Annotated in this window: 15 protein-coding genes and 1 riboswitch; of the genes, 6 read left to right on the forward strand and 9 right to left on the reverse strand. The window is 58.6% G+C overall.

The window, feature by feature from the left end; translation table 11 throughout:
• Positions 1 to 13 precede the first annotated feature (13 nt).
• The 4 genes from napA to moaA form a co-directional block, all read right to left on the reverse strand.
• The gene (gene napA / locus GWQ31_RS02705) at positions 14 to 2,503 is read right to left on the reverse strand and encodes a nitrate reductase catalytic subunit NapA (RefSeq protein WP_275908579.1); all 2,490 of its coding nucleotides are present in this window, start codon (positions 2,501 to 2,503) and stop codon (positions 14 to 16) included.
• Positions 2,504 to 2,632: 129 nt separating this feature from the next.
• Entirely contained in the window at positions 2,633 to 2,896 is a 264-nt protein-coding gene (locus GWQ31_RS02710; protein ID WP_059168583.1) for a chaperone NapD, read from the reverse strand.
• A 28-nt stretch (positions 2,897 to 2,924) separates the two neighbouring features.
• Entirely contained in the window at positions 2,925 to 3,434 is a 510-nt protein-coding gene (napF, locus tag GWQ31_RS02715) for a ferredoxin-type protein NapF (RefSeq protein ID WP_087756010.1), read from the reverse strand.
• Positions 3,435 to 3,699: 265 nt separating this feature from the next.
• Complete coding sequence (gene moaA, locus GWQ31_RS02720) at positions 3,700 to 4,680, reverse strand: GTP 3',8-cyclase MoaA (protein WP_275908580.1); 981 nt, start codon at positions 4,678 to 4,680, stop codon at positions 3,700 to 3,702.
• A riboswitch (molybdenum cofactor riboswitch) is annotated at positions 4,668 to 4,807 on the reverse strand. It overlaps the preceding gene by 13 nt.
• Positions 4,808 to 4,886: 79 nt before the next feature.
• On the opposite strand from moaA, the gene narQ reads away from it, so the two are divergent.
• From narQ to GWQ31_RS02735, 3 genes are all read left to right on the forward strand, one after another.
• Positions 4,887 to 6,599 carry a nitrate/nitrite two-component system sensor histidine kinase NarQ gene (narQ, locus tag GWQ31_RS02725; protein WP_275908581.1) on the forward strand — a complete coding sequence of 571 codons (1,713 nt, stop codon included), beginning with the start codon at positions 4,887 to 4,889 and terminating at the stop codon, positions 6,597 to 6,599.
• Positions 6,599 to 7,237 (forward strand): two-component system response regulator NarL, encoded by a 639-nt coding sequence (gene narL / locus GWQ31_RS02730; RefSeq protein WP_017411638.1) that lies wholly within the window; start codon positions 6,599 to 6,601, stop codon positions 7,235 to 7,237. Before narQ ends, narL begins: the two co-directional genes overlap by 1 nt.
• 103 nt (positions 7,238 to 7,340) lie before the next feature.
• A complete protein-coding gene (locus tag GWQ31_RS02735) occupies positions 7,341 to 7,916 on the forward strand; it encodes an LON peptidase substrate-binding domain-containing protein (protein WP_005309859.1) in 576 nt (191 codons plus the stop codon).
• A 229-nt stretch (positions 7,917 to 8,145) separates the two neighbouring features.
• Here GWQ31_RS02735 and GWQ31_RS02740 read toward each other — a convergent pair whose 3' ends face one another.
• Both GWQ31_RS02740 and GWQ31_RS02745 read right to left on the reverse strand, forming a co-directional pair.
• Complete coding sequence (locus GWQ31_RS02740) at positions 8,146 to 10,242, reverse strand: ATP-binding protein (protein WP_275908582.1); 2,097 nt, start codon at positions 10,240 to 10,242, stop codon at positions 8,146 to 8,148.
• Between the two features lie 20 nt (positions 10,243 to 10,262).
• On the reverse strand, positions 10,263 to 11,447 hold the full coding sequence (locus GWQ31_RS02745) for an FIST N-terminal domain-containing protein (RefSeq protein WP_096118412.1): 1,185 nt from the start codon (positions 11,445 to 11,447) through the stop codon (positions 10,263 to 10,265).
• Positions 11,448 to 11,560: 113 nt separating this feature from the next.
• Between GWQ31_RS02745 and yvcK the strand changes: the two genes are divergently transcribed.
• A complete protein-coding gene (gene yvcK / locus GWQ31_RS02750) occupies positions 11,561 to 12,472 on the forward strand; it encodes a uridine diphosphate-N-acetylglucosamine-binding protein YvcK (RefSeq protein WP_059168588.1) in 912 nt (303 codons plus the stop codon).
• Between the two features lie 50 nt (positions 12,473 to 12,522).
• On the opposite strand, the gene GWQ31_RS02755 is transcribed toward yvcK, so the two are convergent.
• From GWQ31_RS02755 to lpcA, 3 genes are all read right to left on the reverse strand, one after another.
• Positions 12,523 to 12,858 carry an Hpt domain-containing protein gene (locus GWQ31_RS02755; RefSeq protein WP_005309846.1) on the reverse strand — a complete coding sequence of 112 codons (336 nt, stop codon included), beginning with the start codon at positions 12,856 to 12,858 and terminating at the stop codon, positions 12,523 to 12,525.
• 329 nt (positions 12,859 to 13,187) lie between these two features.
• Complete coding sequence (locus GWQ31_RS02760) at positions 13,188 to 13,961, reverse strand: class II glutamine amidotransferase (RefSeq protein ID WP_005309844.1); 774 nt, start codon at positions 13,959 to 13,961, stop codon at positions 13,188 to 13,190.
• A 17-nt stretch (positions 13,962 to 13,978) separates the two neighbouring features.
• On the reverse strand, positions 13,979 to 14,557 hold the full coding sequence (lpcA, locus tag GWQ31_RS02765; RefSeq protein WP_005309841.1) for a D-sedoheptulose 7-phosphate isomerase: 579 nt from the start codon (positions 14,555 to 14,557) through the stop codon (positions 13,979 to 13,981).
• Positions 14,558 to 14,803: 246 nt separating this feature from the next.
• On the opposite strand from lpcA, the gene fadE reads away from it, so the two are divergent.
• Positions 14,804 to 17,260 (forward strand): acyl-CoA dehydrogenase FadE, encoded by a 2,457-nt coding sequence (gene fadE / locus GWQ31_RS02770; RefSeq protein ID WP_212540858.1) that lies wholly within the window; start codon positions 14,804 to 14,806, stop codon positions 17,258 to 17,260.
• A 165-nt stretch (positions 17,261 to 17,425) separates the two neighbouring features.
• Positions 17,426 to 18,943, forward strand: a complete 1,518-nt coding sequence (locus tag GWQ31_RS02775) for an HD domain-containing phosphohydrolase (RefSeq protein ID WP_021137880.1) — start codon at positions 17,426 to 17,428, stop codon at positions 18,941 to 18,943.
• Positions 18,944 to 18,996: the final 53 nt, after the last annotated feature.

Here is an 18,996-nt window from a genome sequence, read left to right on the forward strand (position 1 = left end):
GCGCTCCCCCGCCTTACGCCTTGACGACCTTGACGGCGCACTTCTTGTAATCCGTCTCTTTGGAGAGCGGATCCGTCGCATCCAGGGTCAACTTGTTGACCAGCTGGCTTGCGTCAAAGAAGGGCATGAACACCAGGCCTTTGGGCGGACGGTTGCGACCACGGGTCTCGACCCGTGTCTTCACCTCGCCACGGCGAGAAGAGACGATCACCTCTTCACCACGGCGTACGCCACGGGCCTTGGCATCTTCCGGGTGCATGAAGAGCACCGCATCCGGGAAGGCGCGATAGAGCTCGGGCACCCGACGGGTCATGGTACCTGTGTGCCAGTGCTCCAGCACACGACCGGTGGAGAGCCACATGTCGTACTCTTTGTCCGGCGCCTCGGCGGCCGGCTCGTAAGGCAGTGCGAAGATAACGGCGCGACCATCGGGCTTTCCGTAGAAACGCACCCCCTCGCCCTCCTTCACATAGGGGTCGAACCCCTCGCGATAGCGCCACAGCGTCTCCTTGCCATCCACTACGGGCCAGCGCAGACCTCGCGCCTCGTGATACTGATCGAAGGGGGCCAGATCGTGACCATGACCACGGCCAAAGCTGGCGTACTCCTCGAACAACCCCTTCTGGACGTAAAAACCGAAGGACTCGGACTCGTCATTGAACTCGCCCTTGCTCTGCTCTTTGGGGAACTGATCGACCTGACCGTTGGCGTAGAGCATGTCGAATAGCGTCTTGCCCTTCACTTCCGGCATCTTGGCGATAAGCTCGGCCGGCCACACCTCTTCCACCGTGAAGCGCTTGGCGAACTCCATCAGCTGCCACAAGTCGGACTTGGCTCCTTCCGGCGGCTTGACCTGCTGGTGCCAGAACTGGGTGCGACGCTCGGCATTGCCGTAGGCACCCTCTTTCTCCACCCACATGGCGGTAGGCAGAATAAGATCGGCCGCTTGCGCCGTGACGGTCGGGTAAGGGTCGGACACCACGATGAAGTTGGCCGGGTTGCGATAACCGGGCAGCGCTTCTTCGTTCATGTTGGGGCCGGCCTGCATGTTGTTGTTGCACATCACCCAGTAGGCATTGAGCTTGCCATCTTTGAGCATGCGGTTTTGCAGCACGGCGTGATACCCCACCTGCTCAGGGATAGTGCCTTCCGGCAGTTTCCAGATCTTCTCGGCAATGGCGCGGTGCTTGGGATCAGTCACAACCATGTCGGCGGGCAGGCGGTGGGCAAAGGTGCCGACCTCCCGCGCGGTACCGCAGGCAGAGGGCTGGCCGGTCAGGGAGAAGGGACCACTGCCCGGAGTGGAGATCTTGCCGGTCAGCAGGTGGATGTTGTAGCAGAGGTTGTTGGCCCAGACGCCACGGGTGTGCTGGTTGAAGCCCATGGTCCAGTAGGAGACCACCTTCTTGCTCGGGTCGGCATAGAGCTGAGCCAGTTTTTCCAGCTTCTCTTTCGACACGCCACTGAGCTTGGAGACAGACTCCAGATCGTAGTCCGCCACGAACTTGGCGAAGTCATCGAAACTCATCAGCGTGGAGTCGCCATTGCCAGGGTTTTTGGCCCTGGCTTCGGTCGGGTGCATCGGACGCAGGCCATAGCCGATGTCGGTGGTGCCCTTGCGGAACTGGGTGTGCTTGTTGACGAACTCCCAGTTCACCTTGTCGTTCTGGATGATGTAGTTGGCGACGTAGTTGAGGATCGCTAGGTCGGTCTGGGGCGTGAACACCATGCCGTTGTCTGCCAATTCGAAGCTGCGGTGCTCGAAGGTGGAGAGCACATGCACCTGCACATCCGGGTTGGAGAGGCGACGGTCGGACATCCGTGACCAGAGGATGGGATGCATCTCGGCCATGTTGGATCCCCACAACACGAAGGCATCGGCCTGCTCGATGTCGTCATAGCAACCCATGGGCTCATCCATGCCGAAGGTACGCATGAAGCCAACCACGGCGGAAGCCATGCAGTGACGAGCATTGGGATCCAGGTTGTTGGTACGAAAACCCGCCTTCATCAACTTGGCGGCGGCGTAGCCTTCCCACACAGTCCACTGACCGGATCCGAACATGCCGACGGCGGTGGGGCCCTTCTCTTTCAGGGTCGCCTTGAACTTCTCGGCCATGATGTCGAATGCCTGATCCCAGCTGACGGGGGCAAAGTCACCATTCTTGTCGAACTTGCCATTGGTCATGCGCAGCATGGGCTGGGTCAGACGATCCTCGCCATACATGATTTTGGAGAGAAAGTAGCCCTTGATACAGTTGAGGCCACGGTTGACCGGCGCATCCGGGTCACCCTGGGTCGCCACGACACGTCCATCCTGGGAACCCACCAGCACGGAACAGCCGGTACCGCAGAAGCGGCACGGGGCTTTATCCCACTTGATGGCGGTCTTGTCGGTACTGGTGATCAGGTTCGCCGCCAGGGTGGGGGCACTGACACCGGCCACGGCTGCGGCAGCTGCCACCGCGTTGGCCTTCATAAAGTCGCGTCGACTCAGCTTCATGACATCTCCTCGCATTGCGTAATCACATCAATGACAGCCATTGTGACGAGCCGCGCTGGCTCAGCTTCATGGCGCTTTATTGCTTTTATCGGGCATCGTGAACCTCGCGGCTCCGGCCTCACGGCGTTTCTATTCTTTGCATTCGACATCGAGCTCATCGAACTGGTGGTAAATCAAGGCAGCGGACAGCACGCCCGGCATTGCCTGTATCGCATCAATGGCTGACATGATGGGGCGCTGGCTGGGACCTTCCAGCGTCACCACCAGCTTGCCCTCGTCACTGACAGCGTGGACCTCGGCCCCTTCAAGGGTCGCAATCTGCTGCGCGAGCTGGTGACGAAAGGGGGGTTGGGTCAGCACCACCAGGCTCGATACATGGAACTCTTGGTTCATTGTGGCTCCTGCTTCACACATACATGATTCATGTTGGAGCCTCGGTTCTGGGCGCACCAACCCGGATGCTGCCCACCGGGCAATCCATCACGCAGGCGCCACAACCGGTACACGAGGCGGTATCTATGCTGGGAGTCGGCACGCGGCCCAGCATGGGAGAAAAGCGGATCGCACGGGTTTCGCAGCTGTCCTGGCAGCGCTGGCAAAAGACCTGCGCACTGGCCAGACAGTTGGCTTCAATATGGGCTATGTATTGCCAGGGCGCCTCCGTCACGGAACGAAATACCGGCGCCTTGCAAGCTGTGACGCAGTCACCGCAGAAGGTGCACTCACCACGCAGGAAGTCCACCGCAGGGAAACCACCGTCACCCTTGATGAGGATCTGCTCCGGACAGGCCGTCAGACAGTCACCACAACGGGTACAGTCGGCCACAAAATCGGGCCAGGCGACGGACCAGGGCAACTGCACCTGAGGCTCGCTCGATGTCAGGCGTCCCCGAAACAAACCACGACGTGACAGGTTGACCCTATCCGGCATATCGACTCCTTCCTGGTGGTAACGTCTGGTGTCATATAGCGCACAAGCGAGTCTCATGACAGGCATTTTCAATACCTATTATAAGAGTGGGTGTATATTGCGGCCCTGACAAGTTCAGGGATATACCACCAGGGAGATAAACAGGGGGGATTATTGCGCTGGATCAAACCCTTGGCGCAGGAACAAAGAATGGGGGCAGGTCAAAATACCCCCATTTGAGGATTGCTTATTAATCGATGGCTATTTTTGCGGAGGGGTTGGCGGCTTAACCGCCGATGGAAGCCAGATGAGGGGTCATACCGGCATTCCCCTCATGCAACCTGTGAGTGGCCGCCTTGCCGATGAGGGCCTGACGAATGCGCTGTTGCAACGCATCCTGCTGGCTGTCGGCTGACAGCAAGTCACGCAGTTCCACCCCGTTATCACCGAACAGACACAGGTGCAGCTTGCCCACCGAGGAGACCCTAAGCCGGTTGCAACCGGCGCAGAAATCCTTGCTGTAGGGCATGATGAGCCCCACTCCCCCCAACGAAGCCGGATGCATGAACACCTGCGCCGGACCATCATCAGTACCGCGCAACTGCTGTACCCAGCCGCCATCCAGCAGCCGCTGCTTGATGAGCTCGCCGCTGGCGTGGTGGTCACGAAACAGGGTGTCCATCTCGCCGGTCTGCATCAGTTCGATGAAACGCAACTCGATGGGCTTGTGCCTGATCCAGGCCAGAAATGCATCCAGCTGATGGTCATTGAGCCCCTTTAGCAGCACCGCATTGATCTTCACCGATTTGAAGCCGGCGGCCAGCGCCGTCTCAATGCCATCCATCACCTCCGCCAGCTTGTTCTCACCGGTTATCTGGTGAAACTGGCGGGGATCCAGACTGTCGACGCTGACATTGAGGGCGGTAAGACCCGCATCGAACCACTCCCGGGCCCGCTCTTTCAAGCGATAGCCATTGGTGGTCATGGCCACCTTTTCGATACCCGGGGTATTGGCCGCTGTCTCTATGATGGCGGTGAAATCACGGCGCAGTGACGGCTCCCCCCCGGTCAGACGCACCTTGCGGGTACCCATGGCGGCAAAGCCGGAGACAATGCGGCGGATCTCATCGAGAGACAGGAACGACTTTCTACCCTCGGGACGATAACCGTCGGGCAAACAGTAGGTACAACGAAAATTGCACACGTCGGTAACCGACAGGCGCAAATAGTAAAAACGACGGGAAAAACCATCTTGCAGTGGCAACATAAACACCTTTCCAAATACGGGAGGCCAGGGCATTTCTTTCCTGACCCTTACAGCTCGAACATCGGCTGACGGCGGCTTTCCCTTATCCCAAGGACTTAGGCAAAACAGCTCGGAGTTCATCTAGTTTTTCGATGCTAGCACAAGTTGGAGTACACTCCCACGCAACTTTATGGGGTTATTGCCAGAGGTCGGGGACGCCAGCCAGCATGGGAAAATGGTTCAAAGTAAATTCGGTCAGCAGCGCCATCGGGCGTTCCATGGTGCTCATTCTGTTCATGGCGAGCCTGATCGCCGTCGTGGCCATGGTGACCCTGTTTTACTCGGTGCCCGATGCCAAGGCGATCAACCTGTCGGGTTCGCTGCGGATGCAGGCCTATCGCATGGCCTACGAAATAGAGCAGGGCCAGCCAGTGCTGGGACGGCTCGATCAGTTCGAACAGACCCTGCATGCACGCGAGCTGCAAGAGACACAGCGCTGGATCACTCCGGCCTCCCTGCGCCGAACCTATGGCGAGGTATTGCTGCAATGGCAGATGATGCGCGAGCACATCGAGAACGCCACCCCCAAACGCTACACCGACAATACGGAACAGTTTGTCGCGGCCATCGATGATTTCGTCAATCAGATGCAGTACCACGTGGAGTTCAAGGTGCGCATGCTGGCATTGGCGGAGGGGCTGGGCCTGCTCTCCATCATCACCATCGCCTGGTTTACCGTACGCTTCACCCGTCAGCAGGTGGTGGCCCCGCTCAACCAGCTGGTCTATTGCGCCCGCCAGATCCAGCGCCAGGAGTTCGATCTCACCCTGCCTCCCCATTGCGAGAATGAACTGGGAGAATTGTCGGCTGCCTTCGTCACCATGGCAGATGAGCTCGGCAAGCTCTATCGGGAGCTGGAGAGCAAGGTAGAAGAGAAAACGGCCAAGCTGCAACAGGCCAACGACACCCTCTCCTTTCTCTATTCCACCGCCCAGAAGCTGCATGCGGCGCCGCTGAGTCGGCGCACTCTGCTCAAACTGCTGGAGCGGGCCGCAGCCCATCAGCACATAGACCATATCCGGCTGACCCGCTTTGAACACAACGCCATGCCGGACTACATCACAGGCCGCAAGGGCTGGCCCGGCGATCTCGACTCAGTGGTGAGCTTTCATCTGCAGATGGATGAGCAGGAGTACGGCCGGCTCGACATGATAAGCACTCACCCCATCGACGAGCGGCTGATGAAAAACTTCTCCATGCTGCTGGCTCAAGTGCTGCACAAGGATCAGACCCTGCTGCAACATCAGCGGCTGTTGCTGATGGAAGAGAGAGCCGTCATCGCCCGCGAGCTGCACGACTCGCTGGCCCAGGCGCTCTCCTACCTCAAGATCCAGTCCACTCTGCTCAAACGCTCTTTTGCCAAGGGCGATAACGCCAAGGCAGAGGCGGCCATGCAGCAGATAGACGAGGGACTCAGCAGCGCCTACACCCAGCTGCGCGAGCTGCTGGGCACTTTCCGCCTCAGCATTGGCGATGCCAATCTGGGGGAAGCCATCAAGGTGATGCTGGAGCAGCTCAAGCCTCAGACCCAGGCCGAGATCAGGCTCCATTACGGTCTGGCTGACACGGATCTTGAAGCGGGTCAGCACATTCATATTCTGCAGCTGATCCGTGAGGCAGTGCTCAATGCCATCAAACATGCCAGCGCGCAAGTGATTGATGTTAGCTGTGAGACCCTCGCCGATGGTAACATTCAGGTTCAGATTTCAGATGACGGTGTTGGAATAGGGATCGCAAGCTCGGCGGTCAACCACTATGGCCTCAGCATCATGAATGAGCGAGCCAGCAAGCTGCATGGTCTGCTGACCATCAGCGAACAGCCGCCCAGAGGCACCTGCGTACATCTGACCTTTCCCACCAGCCTAACAAGAGATGCCTGATGGACGAGATGAAATATAGTGTTCTGGTCGTGGATGACCATCCCCTCATGCGCAAAGGGATTGTGCAACTGCTGGCCCTGGAAGAGAACATAGAGGTGATTGGCGAGGCGTCCAACGGCACCGATGCCGTCGCCATGGCCAAAGAGTCCGAACCGGATCTGATCCTGCTCGATCTCAACATGAAGGGGCTCTCCGGTCTGGATACCCTCAAGGCGCTGCGCACTGAGGAAGTCACCTCCCGCGTGGTGATCCTGACCGTCTCCGACGCTCGCCAGGACGTGGTCGCCCTGCTCAAGGCCGGCGCCGATGGTTACCTGCTGAAAGATACTGAGCCAGAGATGTTGCTGGCCCAGCTGGCAGACGTGATGACCGGCAAGCAGATCCTGAGCGAGCCGCTGCGTCCCTACCTCGAGAACATCTACGAGCTGGACCACCTGCAACAGAAGCTGGAAAGCTTAACGCGTCGCGAAATGCAAATCCTGCGCGAAATTGCAAAGGGCCTCTCCAACAAACAGGTCGCTTCCGTGCTTCATATCTCCGAAGGCACGGTCAAGGTTCACGTCAAGAGCCTGCTGAAGAAACTCGAGGCCCAGAGCCGCGTGGAAGCGGCTGTCATGTACCTGGAGCAGCGCAACTAACCTCCCCCTTCCCCACAAAAAGCCACCATTCGGTGGCTTTTTTCATCCTCTGGCACAGTCGCTGCATTGTCCTATTCAGCAACTACTCAATGGAGGACGGAACATGAAACTTCAACCTTTGGCATTGTTCCCCTTGCCTTCCCACATACTGCCTGGTGGCAAGCTTCCGCTGCGTTTGTTTGAACCGCGCCACCTGCAGATGCTCAAAGAGTCATTCATCAATGACCAGGGGTTCGGCATAGTGATGGAAGAGGCGACCACCACGGGTAAATCCGGGCGGATCCTGCCGGTCGGCACCCGGGTCAAGGTGACCGATTTTTATACCCTGAATGATGGTCTGCTCGGCGTCACTGTGCTCGGCATGGAACGCTTCTGCATTCATGAGATGGAAACGGACGAGATGGGATTGCGCCGTGCCAGGGTCGAAGCCCTGCCGAACTGGCCAAGCGCCCATTCAGACTTCAGTGACAAGCCGCTGGTCACCCGGCTGCGGGAAGTGTTCGAGCAGTATCCCGAGCTCGATGAGCTCTATCCGGACAAGCAGTTTGACGATGCGGCCTGGCTCTGCCAACGCTGGCTCGAGATCCTGCCCATGCCGATCTATGAAAAACAGATGTTGATTGCCAAACAAAATAGCGAAGCGGCTCGTCAATTCTTGCGCCGACTGATCGCACAGTGAGTCAAAAAGTCTTTGCAAAATGCGAATATTCCCACAATGAAAATAACAATTTCGCATTTTGCAAACAGCGGATAGCAATAAAAACAGACAATACCGCTGCAAGCCGCATAAACAGGTTCTGAAAAAGTTGGCACGACTTTTTCATATAGAACAGTACAACCCGATTTATCCCGTGCTCTCTTCAGTATTTGCTGAAGAATTGGTCAACCACCCAGGTTGACCATTTTTTTTACCTGCGATCCGGCAGTTCGGGATGAAAATAGCGTTGCAGGCACTCTCTCAGCCGCATCAGGCTGATGGGCTTGGCCAGAAAGTCATCCATTCCCTGAGCCAGACAACGAGCCCTGTCCTCGGCCATGGCATTGGCCGTCAAGGCGACGATGGGCATCTTGCAGCCCAGCTCCCGCAGGCGGCGAGTCGCCTCCAATCCATCCATCTGCGGCATCCGCATATCCATCAGGATGAGATCCGGCTTTTGCTCCGCCACCTGGGCCAGCGCTTCCAGACCATTGGCCGCCAGCCGTACCCGGGTCACCAGTTTTTGCAGCATGAGGGACACCACCAGCTGGTTGACCGGGCTGTCTTCCACCACCAGCACATCCAGATCCTGAATGGGCAATTGATCCGGCTCGGGCCGGCTGCTGCACTCGCATGGCCGCGCCATGCCGGGCAGCTCGAACCAGAAGCAGCTGCCCTGACCAGGGGCACTCTGCAATCGGATCTCGCCGCCCATCAGCTCCACCAGCCGTTTGCTGATGGCCAGCCCCAGGCCGGTGCCGGAGAAACGGCGGGTCGCCGAGCTGTCGACCTGGGAGAAAGGCTCGAACAGGAGCGCCTGATCTTCGGCCGAGATACCGATGCCGGTGTCGGTGACAGAGACTCGCAGCCGCTCATGGCGCCAACCCAGTTGCAAGGATACGCTGCCCTGACTGGTGAACTTCACCGCATTGCCGAGCAGGTTGCTGATGACCTGTGACAGGCGTACCGGATCCCCCTGCAACTGGGGGGGTACTGCCTCATCCACCAGCCAGCGCAGGATAATTCCCTTGCTACTGGCACGCGCTTGCAGCGGCTCGATCAGGGATTGGCACAGCTGGGTCGGGTGCAGGGTCTCGCAATGAAATTCCAGGGTATGGGATTCGATTTTCGAGAAGTCGAGCACATCGTCGATGATGGTTTGCAGCAGGCGTGCCGAGTGGGTGGCATGTCCAAGCAGAGTCTGCTGCTGGGGTTCAAGCTGGGCGTGCTGCAACAGGTCCAGCATGCCCAGCACCGCATTCATGGGGGAACGAATTTCGTGGGTCATCATGGCCAGAAACTGCGACTTGGCGCGGTTGGCTGCCTCGGCCTCATCTCGTGCCCGTGCCAATTCCTGCTCGCGGCGGATCTGGTTGCCCACATCCCGCGCAGTCCCCCGATAGCCGATGAATACACCGGCGGAATCGAAGCAGGGCTCGGCATTGATCTCCATCCAGCAGGGGCCCTTGACCAGGCTGACTTGGGCCCGTACCGCCCGCACCGGCAGATGCAGCGCGATGAGACGACGGTACTTGCCCCATTCGGGATCCCGTCTGTCATAGGCGTAATCGTAGAGGCTCTGGCCGGGCTGATGCACCAGCACGTCCCCGTGATAGCCGGGCGCCGACACATAGCTGAGCCTGTGCTCTGTGTCCGTCTCCCAGAACCAGTCGGAGGCCATGCCGGCAAAGCTGCGAAAACGCTGTTCGCTGGTCTGCAACGCCAGGGTCTTGAGTTCAACCTGTTCTTGCAGCCGGGCACGATAGGCGATGTTGACCAGGGCCTGGGAGATGAGCGGGCGGCAGCGCTGCATCGCGGCCTTGCTCTTGAGATCGAAGGTACCCATGACGGCGTGACGGCAGATGAGAACACCGGAGAAACCGGGGGCGCGCAGCCCCGTCATCATGACACTGGCCCAGCCGGATACGTGGGCCAGCGGCGCCAGCTCAGGCAATTGGGTGGGATCATAGATGACCAGTGTTTCCCCCTCAATGGCGCGGGAGAAGAGGGGCGTCAGTTGCCAGTCCCGACCCACTTCGCCATCCTGGGTGCTGAGGTAAGTGACGCCGACATCCCCCTCCCAGGCCACCACGTCTGCATGTTCGAAACCGATGAAGGGCTTGAGCACCTGGATCAGACTGTCCAGCACCTGCTCCAGGGTCTGGGCATCGGCCAGCGTAGCCACGCCACACAGCAGGGTCTGCGACTCCTGGCGATATTTGGCCTCGCGTTCCCGACAACGCACCAGCTCCACCAGCGTGGTCTGCAGCTTGTCCCCGAGGGCTTCCAGTTCGGTATTACCTATCATCTTGTTTCCAGCGCCATATATCAGCTGTCGAGGAAGATCACGCTCGATACCATCAGGTTGCCGTGTGCCAGCTCACCGTGGGGTAAACGCCCCTGCTCACCGAAGGTAAACGGGGTAATGAAGGGGATATCCCCCAGCCGTGTGTGAAATTGGTCGACGAATTGGCATAAGCTATCACCAAGAGCCAAGCGACAACCAGCACAAAAGATCACTAGGGCCCCAAACGGCCGCATCTCTGTGGTCATGCCGTATTCGGGTTCGATGCGGGTCGCGTTCAGACTCCGCTGCAACAGCCCCTCCTGACTGCTGTACATCAGCAGCAATTTCTCCCCGATCTGGGTATCGGTAAAGAGGCGCAAACCGCCCCCTTCTGTCACCGCCTCCGGGTGGGAGAGCTTGTAGTAGGGCATGTCGTCCAGAGTGCCCACCTGACGAGCCAGCGGCGAGAGCGTTGTCTCCCGCAGTATGGGCCCCACAGGCCAGGGCGTGGTTCGTCCAATCCAGCGGGCATAGACCTCGGCGGCAGGCGCATGATCAATGGTGAGGATCTCCCGTCCTGCCAGGGCGGTAATGGTGCCACGATGCTCGGTAGGGACATAGCTGGAGTGGAACTGGAACGCCAGCTGGCACTCAGGATAGAGCACGGCCAGCGCGACGCCCTCGCGGGCACTGCCCTCATCCCAGCACAGCTGCCAGTCACCGCCGACGCTGTTGTCCGCCGCCGAGCCCCCCACGACAGGGACGGTCGTGCCCAGCTCGGCTTCGATGCTGGCAAGCATCGCCTCCTCCTGACCCGGGCTGGCGTGCAACAAGATGAGCTGGGGCAATTCGCCGGGGCGCCCGCCATCGGCGATGGCACTGCGCAGCAACTGGCGTACATCCACGTCATCCCCCGTCTGCCCGGCCACCCCGTAGGCGCCCTTGTCATCATAGAGAGCCGCCACCGCCAGCCCGAATCCCTGACGAGCGTGGTGCCCTGTCTGGGTCATGACACCGCCGCAGGAGCTGCAACCTATCAGTCGAGTGGCTGGAAACTGCTGTTTGAGGTGGCGACGCAGTTCCTCGGCATCGTGGGCTTGGGTAAAATAGACCAATAACAGCGAAGGGGAATGGGGTGCTTGAGCGAGCAGCCGCTCACTGACCTGCCGCGCAGCCAGCAGGGAGGTCTCTTCAAGAGAGTGAGCCGTCAGAAAGTTCAACACCATCTCCTAGTTGTTCATGATGCTGGAGGTAAGCAAAAATCATACCTTAATCAAACAATTATCCCGTTTCGTCGGCTAGAATAGCCCTCGATTGAGCCCAACCACAGGACAGCTGCATGTGGCAGAAAAATATCAATGACTTTGACCGGGTCGTCGCCATCGGTGGTGGGCACGGCATGGGCCGTGTGCTCTCCTCACTCTCGTTTCTCGGCCAGCGCCTGACCGGTATCGTCGCCACCACGGACGACGGCGGATCCACAGGACGGCTGCGCAAGAGCCAGGAGTGCATCGCCTGGGGAGATCTGCGCAACTGCCTCAATCAACTGGTCACCGACCCCAGTATTGGCAGCCTGCTGTTCGAATACCGCTTCGCCGGCCGCGGCGAGCTGGCGGGCCACAACCTCGGCAATCTGATGCTGCTGGCGCTCGATAACCTCTGCGTACGCCCTCTTGATGCTATCAAGCTCATCAGTGACATGCTGAAAATAGAGTCACAATTGTTACCCATGTCAGAATTTCCCACCGATCTGTGTGCCCACACCGTCTGTGGCAACCAGATCCTGGGAGAGGTCTCCATCGATCAACTCGATACGCCTCCCCTCTCCCTGAGCCTGAGCCCGGAAGTGCCGGCGACCCGCGAGGCGGTGCAAGCCCTGGCTCAGGCCGACATGATCATCCTCGGACCCGGCAGCTTCCTCACCTCCATCATGCCGCCCCTGCTGCTGGCCGAAGTGGCACAAGCCATCAACGAGAGCGATGCCATGCTGGTATTCATCTGCAATCTGGTGGCCGAAAATGGACCTGCCAGCCAGTTGAGTCTGCTCAATCAATGGCGCTGGCTGGAATCACGGGTAGGTGCAGGCCGTGTCGATGCCATTCTGGCGCCAGCAGGGGAATATCCTGTCGAGCTGGCCAGCCAGCTGATCCAGGCCGAACTGGGTGAGGCTGACCTCCCCCATCGCCACGATCGGCTGAAACTAAAATTGGCGCTGGATAGGGTTATCCAGCAACTAATCAATCAACGCTAGTAACTGGCAAAGACGCGCAGCGATGAACACGGGGCCACTGCGCAACAAGCTCAGTGATAGTTGGCAAGGTGGGAGAGGACCTGAGGCAGGGATTGCTCCAGCTGGGTCAGCAAGCGGGCAACCTCGTCGGCATCTTCGTGCTTGCAGGCCAGCTCCAGTGCCACCACCTGCTGATAGCTGAGCTGGGCACCATAGCTGCCGCAGGACGATTTCATGCTGTGGGCAAGCCGGGCAAGCGCGGGCCAGTCCCGCCGTTCGTAGAGAGGCCGAAGCTGGGTGAGCTGCTCACCCACCTCCTCGATGAACACCGAGATCACGACCGGCATCATCTCCTGACCTATATCTTCCGCCAGCTGTCGCAACACTTTCTGATCCAACCATTCCATCCCTCAGCCCTCTCTGGTGGTATTCAAACAGACCATACTATAGATGCCCAACGTGACAGCGTCATCCCTCGCCCATATTCACTTGCTGACCGGCAAACGGTGGAGAGAAGGAAAGTGTGATCGAGCTCTATTAATTTGGTGAGAGGCAGGCGTTATTGAAATATAAACATTGCCAATAAATTAACATTTAAATAACAATAAAGGCCGTGAGAATGATGCAGCTCAGCAACACCTCTCTCATCCCTTTTTGCCTGTATGGCTGCTGCGAAGAACCAGGGTAGGATTCTACCCTGGTATTTTTTTACATTTAAATCAGACGATTACCGAATCTAACTGCCGCATACTCGCTCACCAAGGCGAAACAGGCTGAACTCGCCGGGCGCCATTTTGACCCAATTTTCATTGCCAGTGAGCGGGCGGGTCGCCACCAGGGTGACCACGTCATCCGGGGTTGTCTCGCTCTGAAAATCGATGGCCACATCTTCATCCAGCAGCCGGGCCTCGCCAAACGGAGCACGCCGGGTGAGCCAGTGCAGGTTGTTGCTGCAATAGGTCATCACAAACTCCCCATCCGACAGCAGCATGTTGAATACCCCGAGTCCGCGCAATTCATCGCACAGGGTCGCCAGATAGCGAAACATGGCGGGGAAATTGGCGGGACGCTTGGGATATTTCTGCTCCAGTCGGTTGAGCAGCCAGCAAAAAGCATGTTCGCTGTCGGTGTCTCCCACCGGACGGTGCCGCCCGGTTGCAAGTCGCTTGTAGCCGGTCAGCTGGCCATTATGGGCAAAGGTCCAGTAGCGGCCCCACAGTTCACGGGTGAACGGATGGGTGTTTTCCAGCGACACGCAGCCGCGGTTCGCCTGCCGGATATGGCTGACCACGGCGCGACTCTTGATGGGCAACGCCTGTACCAGCTTGGCTATCGGCGACTGGGCACTGGGCTCGGGATCCTTGAAGGTGCGAAACCCCCTCCCCTCATAGAAGGTGATCCCCCAGCCATCCTTGTGTGGCCCCGTCTTGCCGCCGCGCAGCATCAGACCGGTAAAGCTGAAGCAGATATCGGTCGGCACATTGGCACTCATGCCGAGCAGTTCGCACATAACCAGCGGACTCCTTATTACTTGGCCATCTCTTTTTCGACCAACTGGATCAGGATATGAATCACCTTGATGTGCACTTCCTGAATGCGGTCGGCATAACCAAAGTGCGGCACCCGGATCTCGACATCGGCCAGACCCGCCATCTTGCCACCATCCTTGCCGGTCAGCGCTATCACCTTCATGCCCTTGGCATGGGCGGCTTCGATGGCCTTGAGGATGTTGCCCGAGTTGCCACTGGTGGAAATGCCGAGCAAGACGTCACCGCGACGGCCGACCGCTTCCACATAACGGGAGAACACATAGTCGTAGCCAAAGTCGTTGGAGACGCAGGAGAGGTGGCTGGGATCGGAAATGGCAATACCGGCATAGCCTGGACGGTTCTCGCGATAACGGCCAGTCAGCTCCTCGGCAAAATGCATGGCATCACAGTGGGAGCCACCATTGCCACAGGAGAGCACCTTGCCTTCCTGTTTAAAGGAGTCTGCCAGCAGTTTGGCGGCTGCCTCTATGTTCTTCAGATTCTGCTCATCTGCCAGGAACGCCTGGAGCACGCCAGCAGCTTCGGTCAATTCATTGCGGATCAGTTCTTGGTACATGATGTCTCTTCCAAAATGTGGGCGGCGTCATTGTCGCACAAGCCAATCCAATCGTCGCCCCCCAGCCAGCCAAGATGCCGCCTGCAGGACGTTATGCCGCTCACAGCGTGAAGGTAACGAGCTTGTAAACAGCTTGATAAGTTTGTGCGTATGAATTACAACAGGGGCCATATCCAACAGGTCAGACCTCTGGATCAGTCAATCTACTGCTTAGCCAACTTCGGCAACTCATGCAAGGAGCGAAAAATGACGACGACCCTCACTCTGCTCGGGGTGATCCTGGTGATCGGCGCCATGGCTTATCGCCGGGCGTCTCTGTTCACATCCACGCTTGCCACGGCCGCCGCCCTGGTCGCTGGCACCCTCTATGGCCATGTCCCCCTGCTGGTGTGGGCACTGTTTGCCGTGATTGCCATCCCCCTCAACCTGGTGGATTTTCGCCGCAATCAGCTGACCAAGCCGCTGTTCAAGATCTACAAGTCGATCATGCCGGAGATGTCCCGCACCGAGAAGGAAGCCATCGAAGCCGGGACCACCTGGTGGGAAGCGGACCTGTTCGCCGGCAACCCGAACTGGAAGAAGCTGCACGCCATCCCGGTCAGCGTTCTGTCAGCCGAAGAGCAAGCCTTCATGGATGGCCCGGTTGAAAACGTCTGCCGCATGGTCAACGACTGGGAAGTGACTCACGAGCGGGCCGATCTCTCCCCCGAGGTGTGGCAATACCTGAAGGACAACAAGTTCTTCGCCATGATCATCAAGAAGAAATACGGTGGTCTGGAATTCTCCGCCTATGCCCAGTCCTGTGTGCTGCAAAAACTGTGTGGCGCCAGCGCCGTGCTGGCCTCCACAGTAGGCGTCCCCAACTCCCTCGGCCCGGGTGAACTGCTGCAACACTACGGCACCGATGAGCAGAAAGACCACTACCTGCCCCGCCTGGCGGTAGGCAAAGAGATCCCCTGCTTCGCCCTGACCAGCCCGGAAGCGGGTTCCGACGCCGGCTCCATTCCCGACTTCGGCATTATCTGCAAGGGTGAATGGGAAGGGGAAGAGGTGCTTGGCATGCGCCTGACCTGGAACAAGCGCTACATCACGCTCGCTCCTATTGCTACCGTGCTGGGTCTGGCCTTCAAGCTGCGCGACCCGGATCACCTGCTGGGTGACGAAGAGGAGCTGGGCATCACCTGTGCCCTGATCCCGACCCACATCAAGGGGGTAGAGATAGGCCGTCGTCACTTCCCGCTCAACGTGCCGTTCCAGAATGGTCCGACCCGTGGCGACAATGTGTTTGTACCGCTCGACTTCATCATAGGTGGCCCGGCCATGGCCGGTCAGGGCTGGCGCATGCTGGTCGAATGCCTCTCGGTTGGCCGCGGTATCACGTTGCCCTCCAACAGCACGGGCGGCGTCAAGATGCTGGCCCTGGCGACCGGCGCCTACAGCCGCATCCGCCGCCAGTTCAAGCTGCCCATCGGCAAGATGGAAGGCATTGAAGAGCCGCTGGCCCGTCTCGGTGGCAACGCCTACATAATGGGCGCTGCCGCCAACCTGACAGTGACCGGTATCGATCTGGGGGAAAAACCCTCGGTCATCTCCGCCATCGTCAAATACCACCTCACCGACCGTGCCCAGAAGTGCATCATAGATGCCATGGACATCCACGGCGGCAAGGCCATCTGCATGGGCCCGAACAACTATCTGGCCCGTGGCTATCAGGGTGCCCCGATCGCAGTGACAGTAGAAGGGGCCAACATCCTGACCCGCAGCATGATCATCTACGGTCAGGGCGCCATCCGCTGCCACCCCTATGTCCTGCCGGAGATGCTGGCAGCCAGCCATCCGGACAAGGAGCAGGCGCTGAAGGATTTCGACAAGGCCATGTTCAGCCACGTCGGTTTTGCCATCAGCAACCTGGTGCGCAGTTTCTGGCTGGGCTTGACCGGTGCTCGCTTCGCCGCAGCCCCTTACAAGGATCAGACCAAGGGCTATTACCAGCAGCTCTCCCGCCTCTCGGCCAACCTGGCGTTCCTGTCAGACATGGCCATGGGCACCCTGGGCGGCGAGCTCAAGCGCAAGGAGCGCGTCTCCGCTCGCCTCGGTGACGTGCTGAGTCAGCTCTATCTGGCCTCAAGTGCCCTCAAACGCTATCAGGATGAGGGTCGTCAGCAGGCGGATCTGCCACTGCTGCACTGGGCACTGCAAGATGCCATGTTCAAGGCGCAAGAGGCGATCGACGAGCTGCTGCGCAACTTCCCGAACCGCTGGATTGGCCTTGCGCTGCGCGTCATAGTGCTGCCCCTTGGCCGTGACATGAAGCGCCCGAGCGACAAGCTGGACCAGCAAGTGGCCCGCCTGCTGCAAACGCCGAGCGAGACTCGCAGCCGACTGGCACAAGGTCAATACCTGACCCGCGAAGAGGGCAACCCCTTCGGCTTGCTGGAACAGGCGCTGGATGACGTGCTGGCGGCCGAACCGCTGTTTGACAAAGTATGCAAAGCTGACGGTATCAAGCGTCTGTTTATGCAACTGGACAAGGTGGCGGATGCGGGTCTGGCGCTCGGTGTACTCAACCAGAATGAGGCCGACTTGCTGCGCCGGGCCGAAGAGAGCCGCCTGCGTACCATCAACGTTGATGATTTCGACCCCATCGACCTGGTTGCCAACAAGGCCCTGTTCGAACCATCGGCCTATCACAGAGCTGCCTGATACGCAGAAAACGAACCTGACGCCTCCCATGTGGAGGCGTTTTTTATGGACCTGGATCACGATGACAACAAAGAGATTTCACAGATCAAATTTTATTTCTCAATAAGTTTCCTATCCTTAGTGAAGCAGTTAATGTAAGCACAGGATCCCAAACAGGATTGCATGATGGATGACCAAATCCTGATTATTGACGATGACGATCTGCCCCTTCAGGAACAGCAGCAAGCTGGATGGAAGGTGATGATTGTGGATGATGAGCCCGAAGTGCATCGCATCACCAAGATCACCCTGAGCAAGTTTGAATTCGATAACAAACCCATTGAATTTTTGCATGCTTATTCAGCTGCCAAGGCCAAGGAGTTGCTCGCCAAGACCCCGGATGTAGCTTTGTTGCTGCTCGATGTGGTCATGGAAGTCGATCACGCCGGTCTCGATGTGGTCAAATTCGTGCGCGAAGATCTGCAAAACAAGATGGTGCGCATCGTGCTGCGAACCGGGCAACCGGGACAAGCGCCGGAAGATGATGTGGTCACCAACTACGACATCAACGATTACAAGGACAAGACAGAGCTCACCTCCCAGAAGCTGCGCACCCTGCTGCGGGCCAGCCTGCGTTCATACCGCGACATCCGTACCCTGGAGAGCAATCGCCAGGGACTGGAAAAGGTCATTGAGGCTTCCAAGGGGATCTTCGAAAAACGGGCGCTACGCCAGTTTGTCGAGGGCGCGCAGGAACAGCTCAGCGCTCTGCTCAATCTGGAAGAGTCCCAGATCTATGACGTGAAGCAGCTTGCCTATGAGGTGAGGGATCAGATCCTGGAGCCTCTGCTGCCCGGCCACCCGTCCGTGCGGCTTGTCGATGCTCCTGCTATTTTGCGTCAGGCCATGACCAATCGCGCCAACGTCTATGATGGCAACCAGATGGTGCTCTACTGTCAGAATCCCCGCCATCACCTGTTGTTTCACATCGAAACCACCCGTCAGCTCAGCCAGATGGACATGGGGCTGCTGAGCCTGTTTACCGAAAACATCATAGTGGCGCTGGAGAACATCCGGCTCAACGAGGTCATTGCAGATAACCAGCGCGAGATCATCTATCGCATCGGCGAGCTGGTGGAAACCCGCTCCAAGGAGTCCGGCCTGCACGTCAAACGGGTCGCCCTCTACACTGAGCTGCTCTGCCAGCTGCTTGGCATGAGCGAGGAGCAGAGCGAGCTCATCAAGCGCGCCTCTCCCCTGCACGATATCGGCAAGGTCGGGGTCCCGGATGCCATCTTGCACAAGCCAGGCAAACTGACCCCGGAAGAGTGGGAGATCATGAAGACCCATGCCCAACTGGGGCAGGACATGCTCTCCGGCAGCGACCTGGCCCTGTTCCAGATAGGTGCCACCATAGCAGGTAACCACCACGAAAAGTGGAATGGCAGCGGTTATCCCCGCGGTCTCAAGGGAGACGATATTCCGTTGGAGGGACGAGTCGTGGCGCTGGCCGACGTGTTTGATGCTCTCGGGTCGGATCGCTGCTACAAGAAGGCGTGGCCGCTGGACAAGGTACTGGCGCTGATAGAAGAAGAGAAGGGACAGCACTTCGATCCCCAACTGGTGGAGCTGATGCTGGCCAATCTGGACAAGTTCCTCGAGATCCGCGATCAGCACAAGGATATCTATGTCGGGGATCATTGACCCCTTTCACACCCGTGCACCAACTGCTGCATATAAAAAAGCCGCCTCAACAG

Origin of the sequence: Aeromonas sp. 2MA4 (assembly GCF_029237305.1) — a bacterium.
GTDB classification, from domain to species: domain Bacteria; phylum Pseudomonadota; class Gammaproteobacteria; order Enterobacterales; family Aeromonadaceae; genus Aeromonas; species Aeromonas salmonicida.

Bases quoted from the DNA above. Each gene is read 5' to 3' on its own strand.
- napA (WP_275908579.1), bottom strand. From the start codon at position 2,503: ATGAAGCTGAGTCGACGCGACTTTATGAAGGCCAACGCGGTGGCAGCT.
- GWQ31_RS02710 (WP_059168583.1), bottom strand. From the start codon at position 2,896: ATGAACCAAGAGTTCCATGTATCGAGCCTGGTGGTGCTGACCCAACCC.
- napF (WP_087756010.1), bottom strand. From the start codon at position 3,434: ATGCCGGATAGGGTCAACCTGTCACGTCGTGGTTTGTTTCGGGGACGC.
- moaA (WP_275908580.1), bottom strand. From the start codon at position 4,680: ATGTTGCCACTGCAAGATGGTTTTTCCCGTCGTTTTTACTATTTGCGC.
- narQ (WP_275908581.1), top strand. From the start codon at position 4,887: ATGGGAAAATGGTTCAAAGTAAATTCGGTCAGCAGCGCCATCGGGCGT.
- narL (WP_017411638.1), top strand. From the start codon at position 6,599: ATGGACGAGATGAAATATAGTGTTCTGGTCGTGGATGACCATCCCCTC.
- GWQ31_RS02735 (WP_005309859.1), top strand. From the start codon at position 7,341: ATGAAACTTCAACCTTTGGCATTGTTCCCCTTGCCTTCCCACATACTG.
- GWQ31_RS02740 (WP_275908582.1), bottom strand. From the start codon at position 10,242: ATGATAGGTAATACCGAACTGGAAGCCCTCGGGGACAAGCTGCAGACC.
- GWQ31_RS02745 (WP_096118412.1), bottom strand. From the start codon at position 11,447: ATGGTGTTGAACTTTCTGACGGCTCACTCTCTTGAAGAGACCTCCCTG.
- yvcK (WP_059168588.1), top strand. From the start codon at position 11,561: ATGTGGCAGAAAAATATCAATGACTTTGACCGGGTCGTCGCCATCGGT.
- GWQ31_RS02755 (WP_005309846.1), bottom strand. From the start codon at position 12,858: ATGGAATGGTTGGATCAGAAAGTGTTGCGACAGCTGGCGGAAGATATA.
- GWQ31_RS02760 (WP_005309844.1), bottom strand. From the start codon at position 13,961: ATGTGCGAACTGCTCGGCATGAGTGCCAATGTGCCGACCGATATCTGC.
- lpcA (WP_005309841.1), bottom strand. From the start codon at position 14,557: ATGTACCAAGAACTGATCCGCAATGAATTGACCGAAGCTGCTGGCGTG.
- fadE (WP_212540858.1), top strand. From the start codon at position 14,804: ATGACGACGACCCTCACTCTGCTCGGGGTGATCCTGGTGATCGGCGCC.
- GWQ31_RS02775 (WP_021137880.1), top strand. From the start codon at position 17,426: ATGGATGACCAAATCCTGATTATTGACGATGACGATCTGCCCCTTCAG.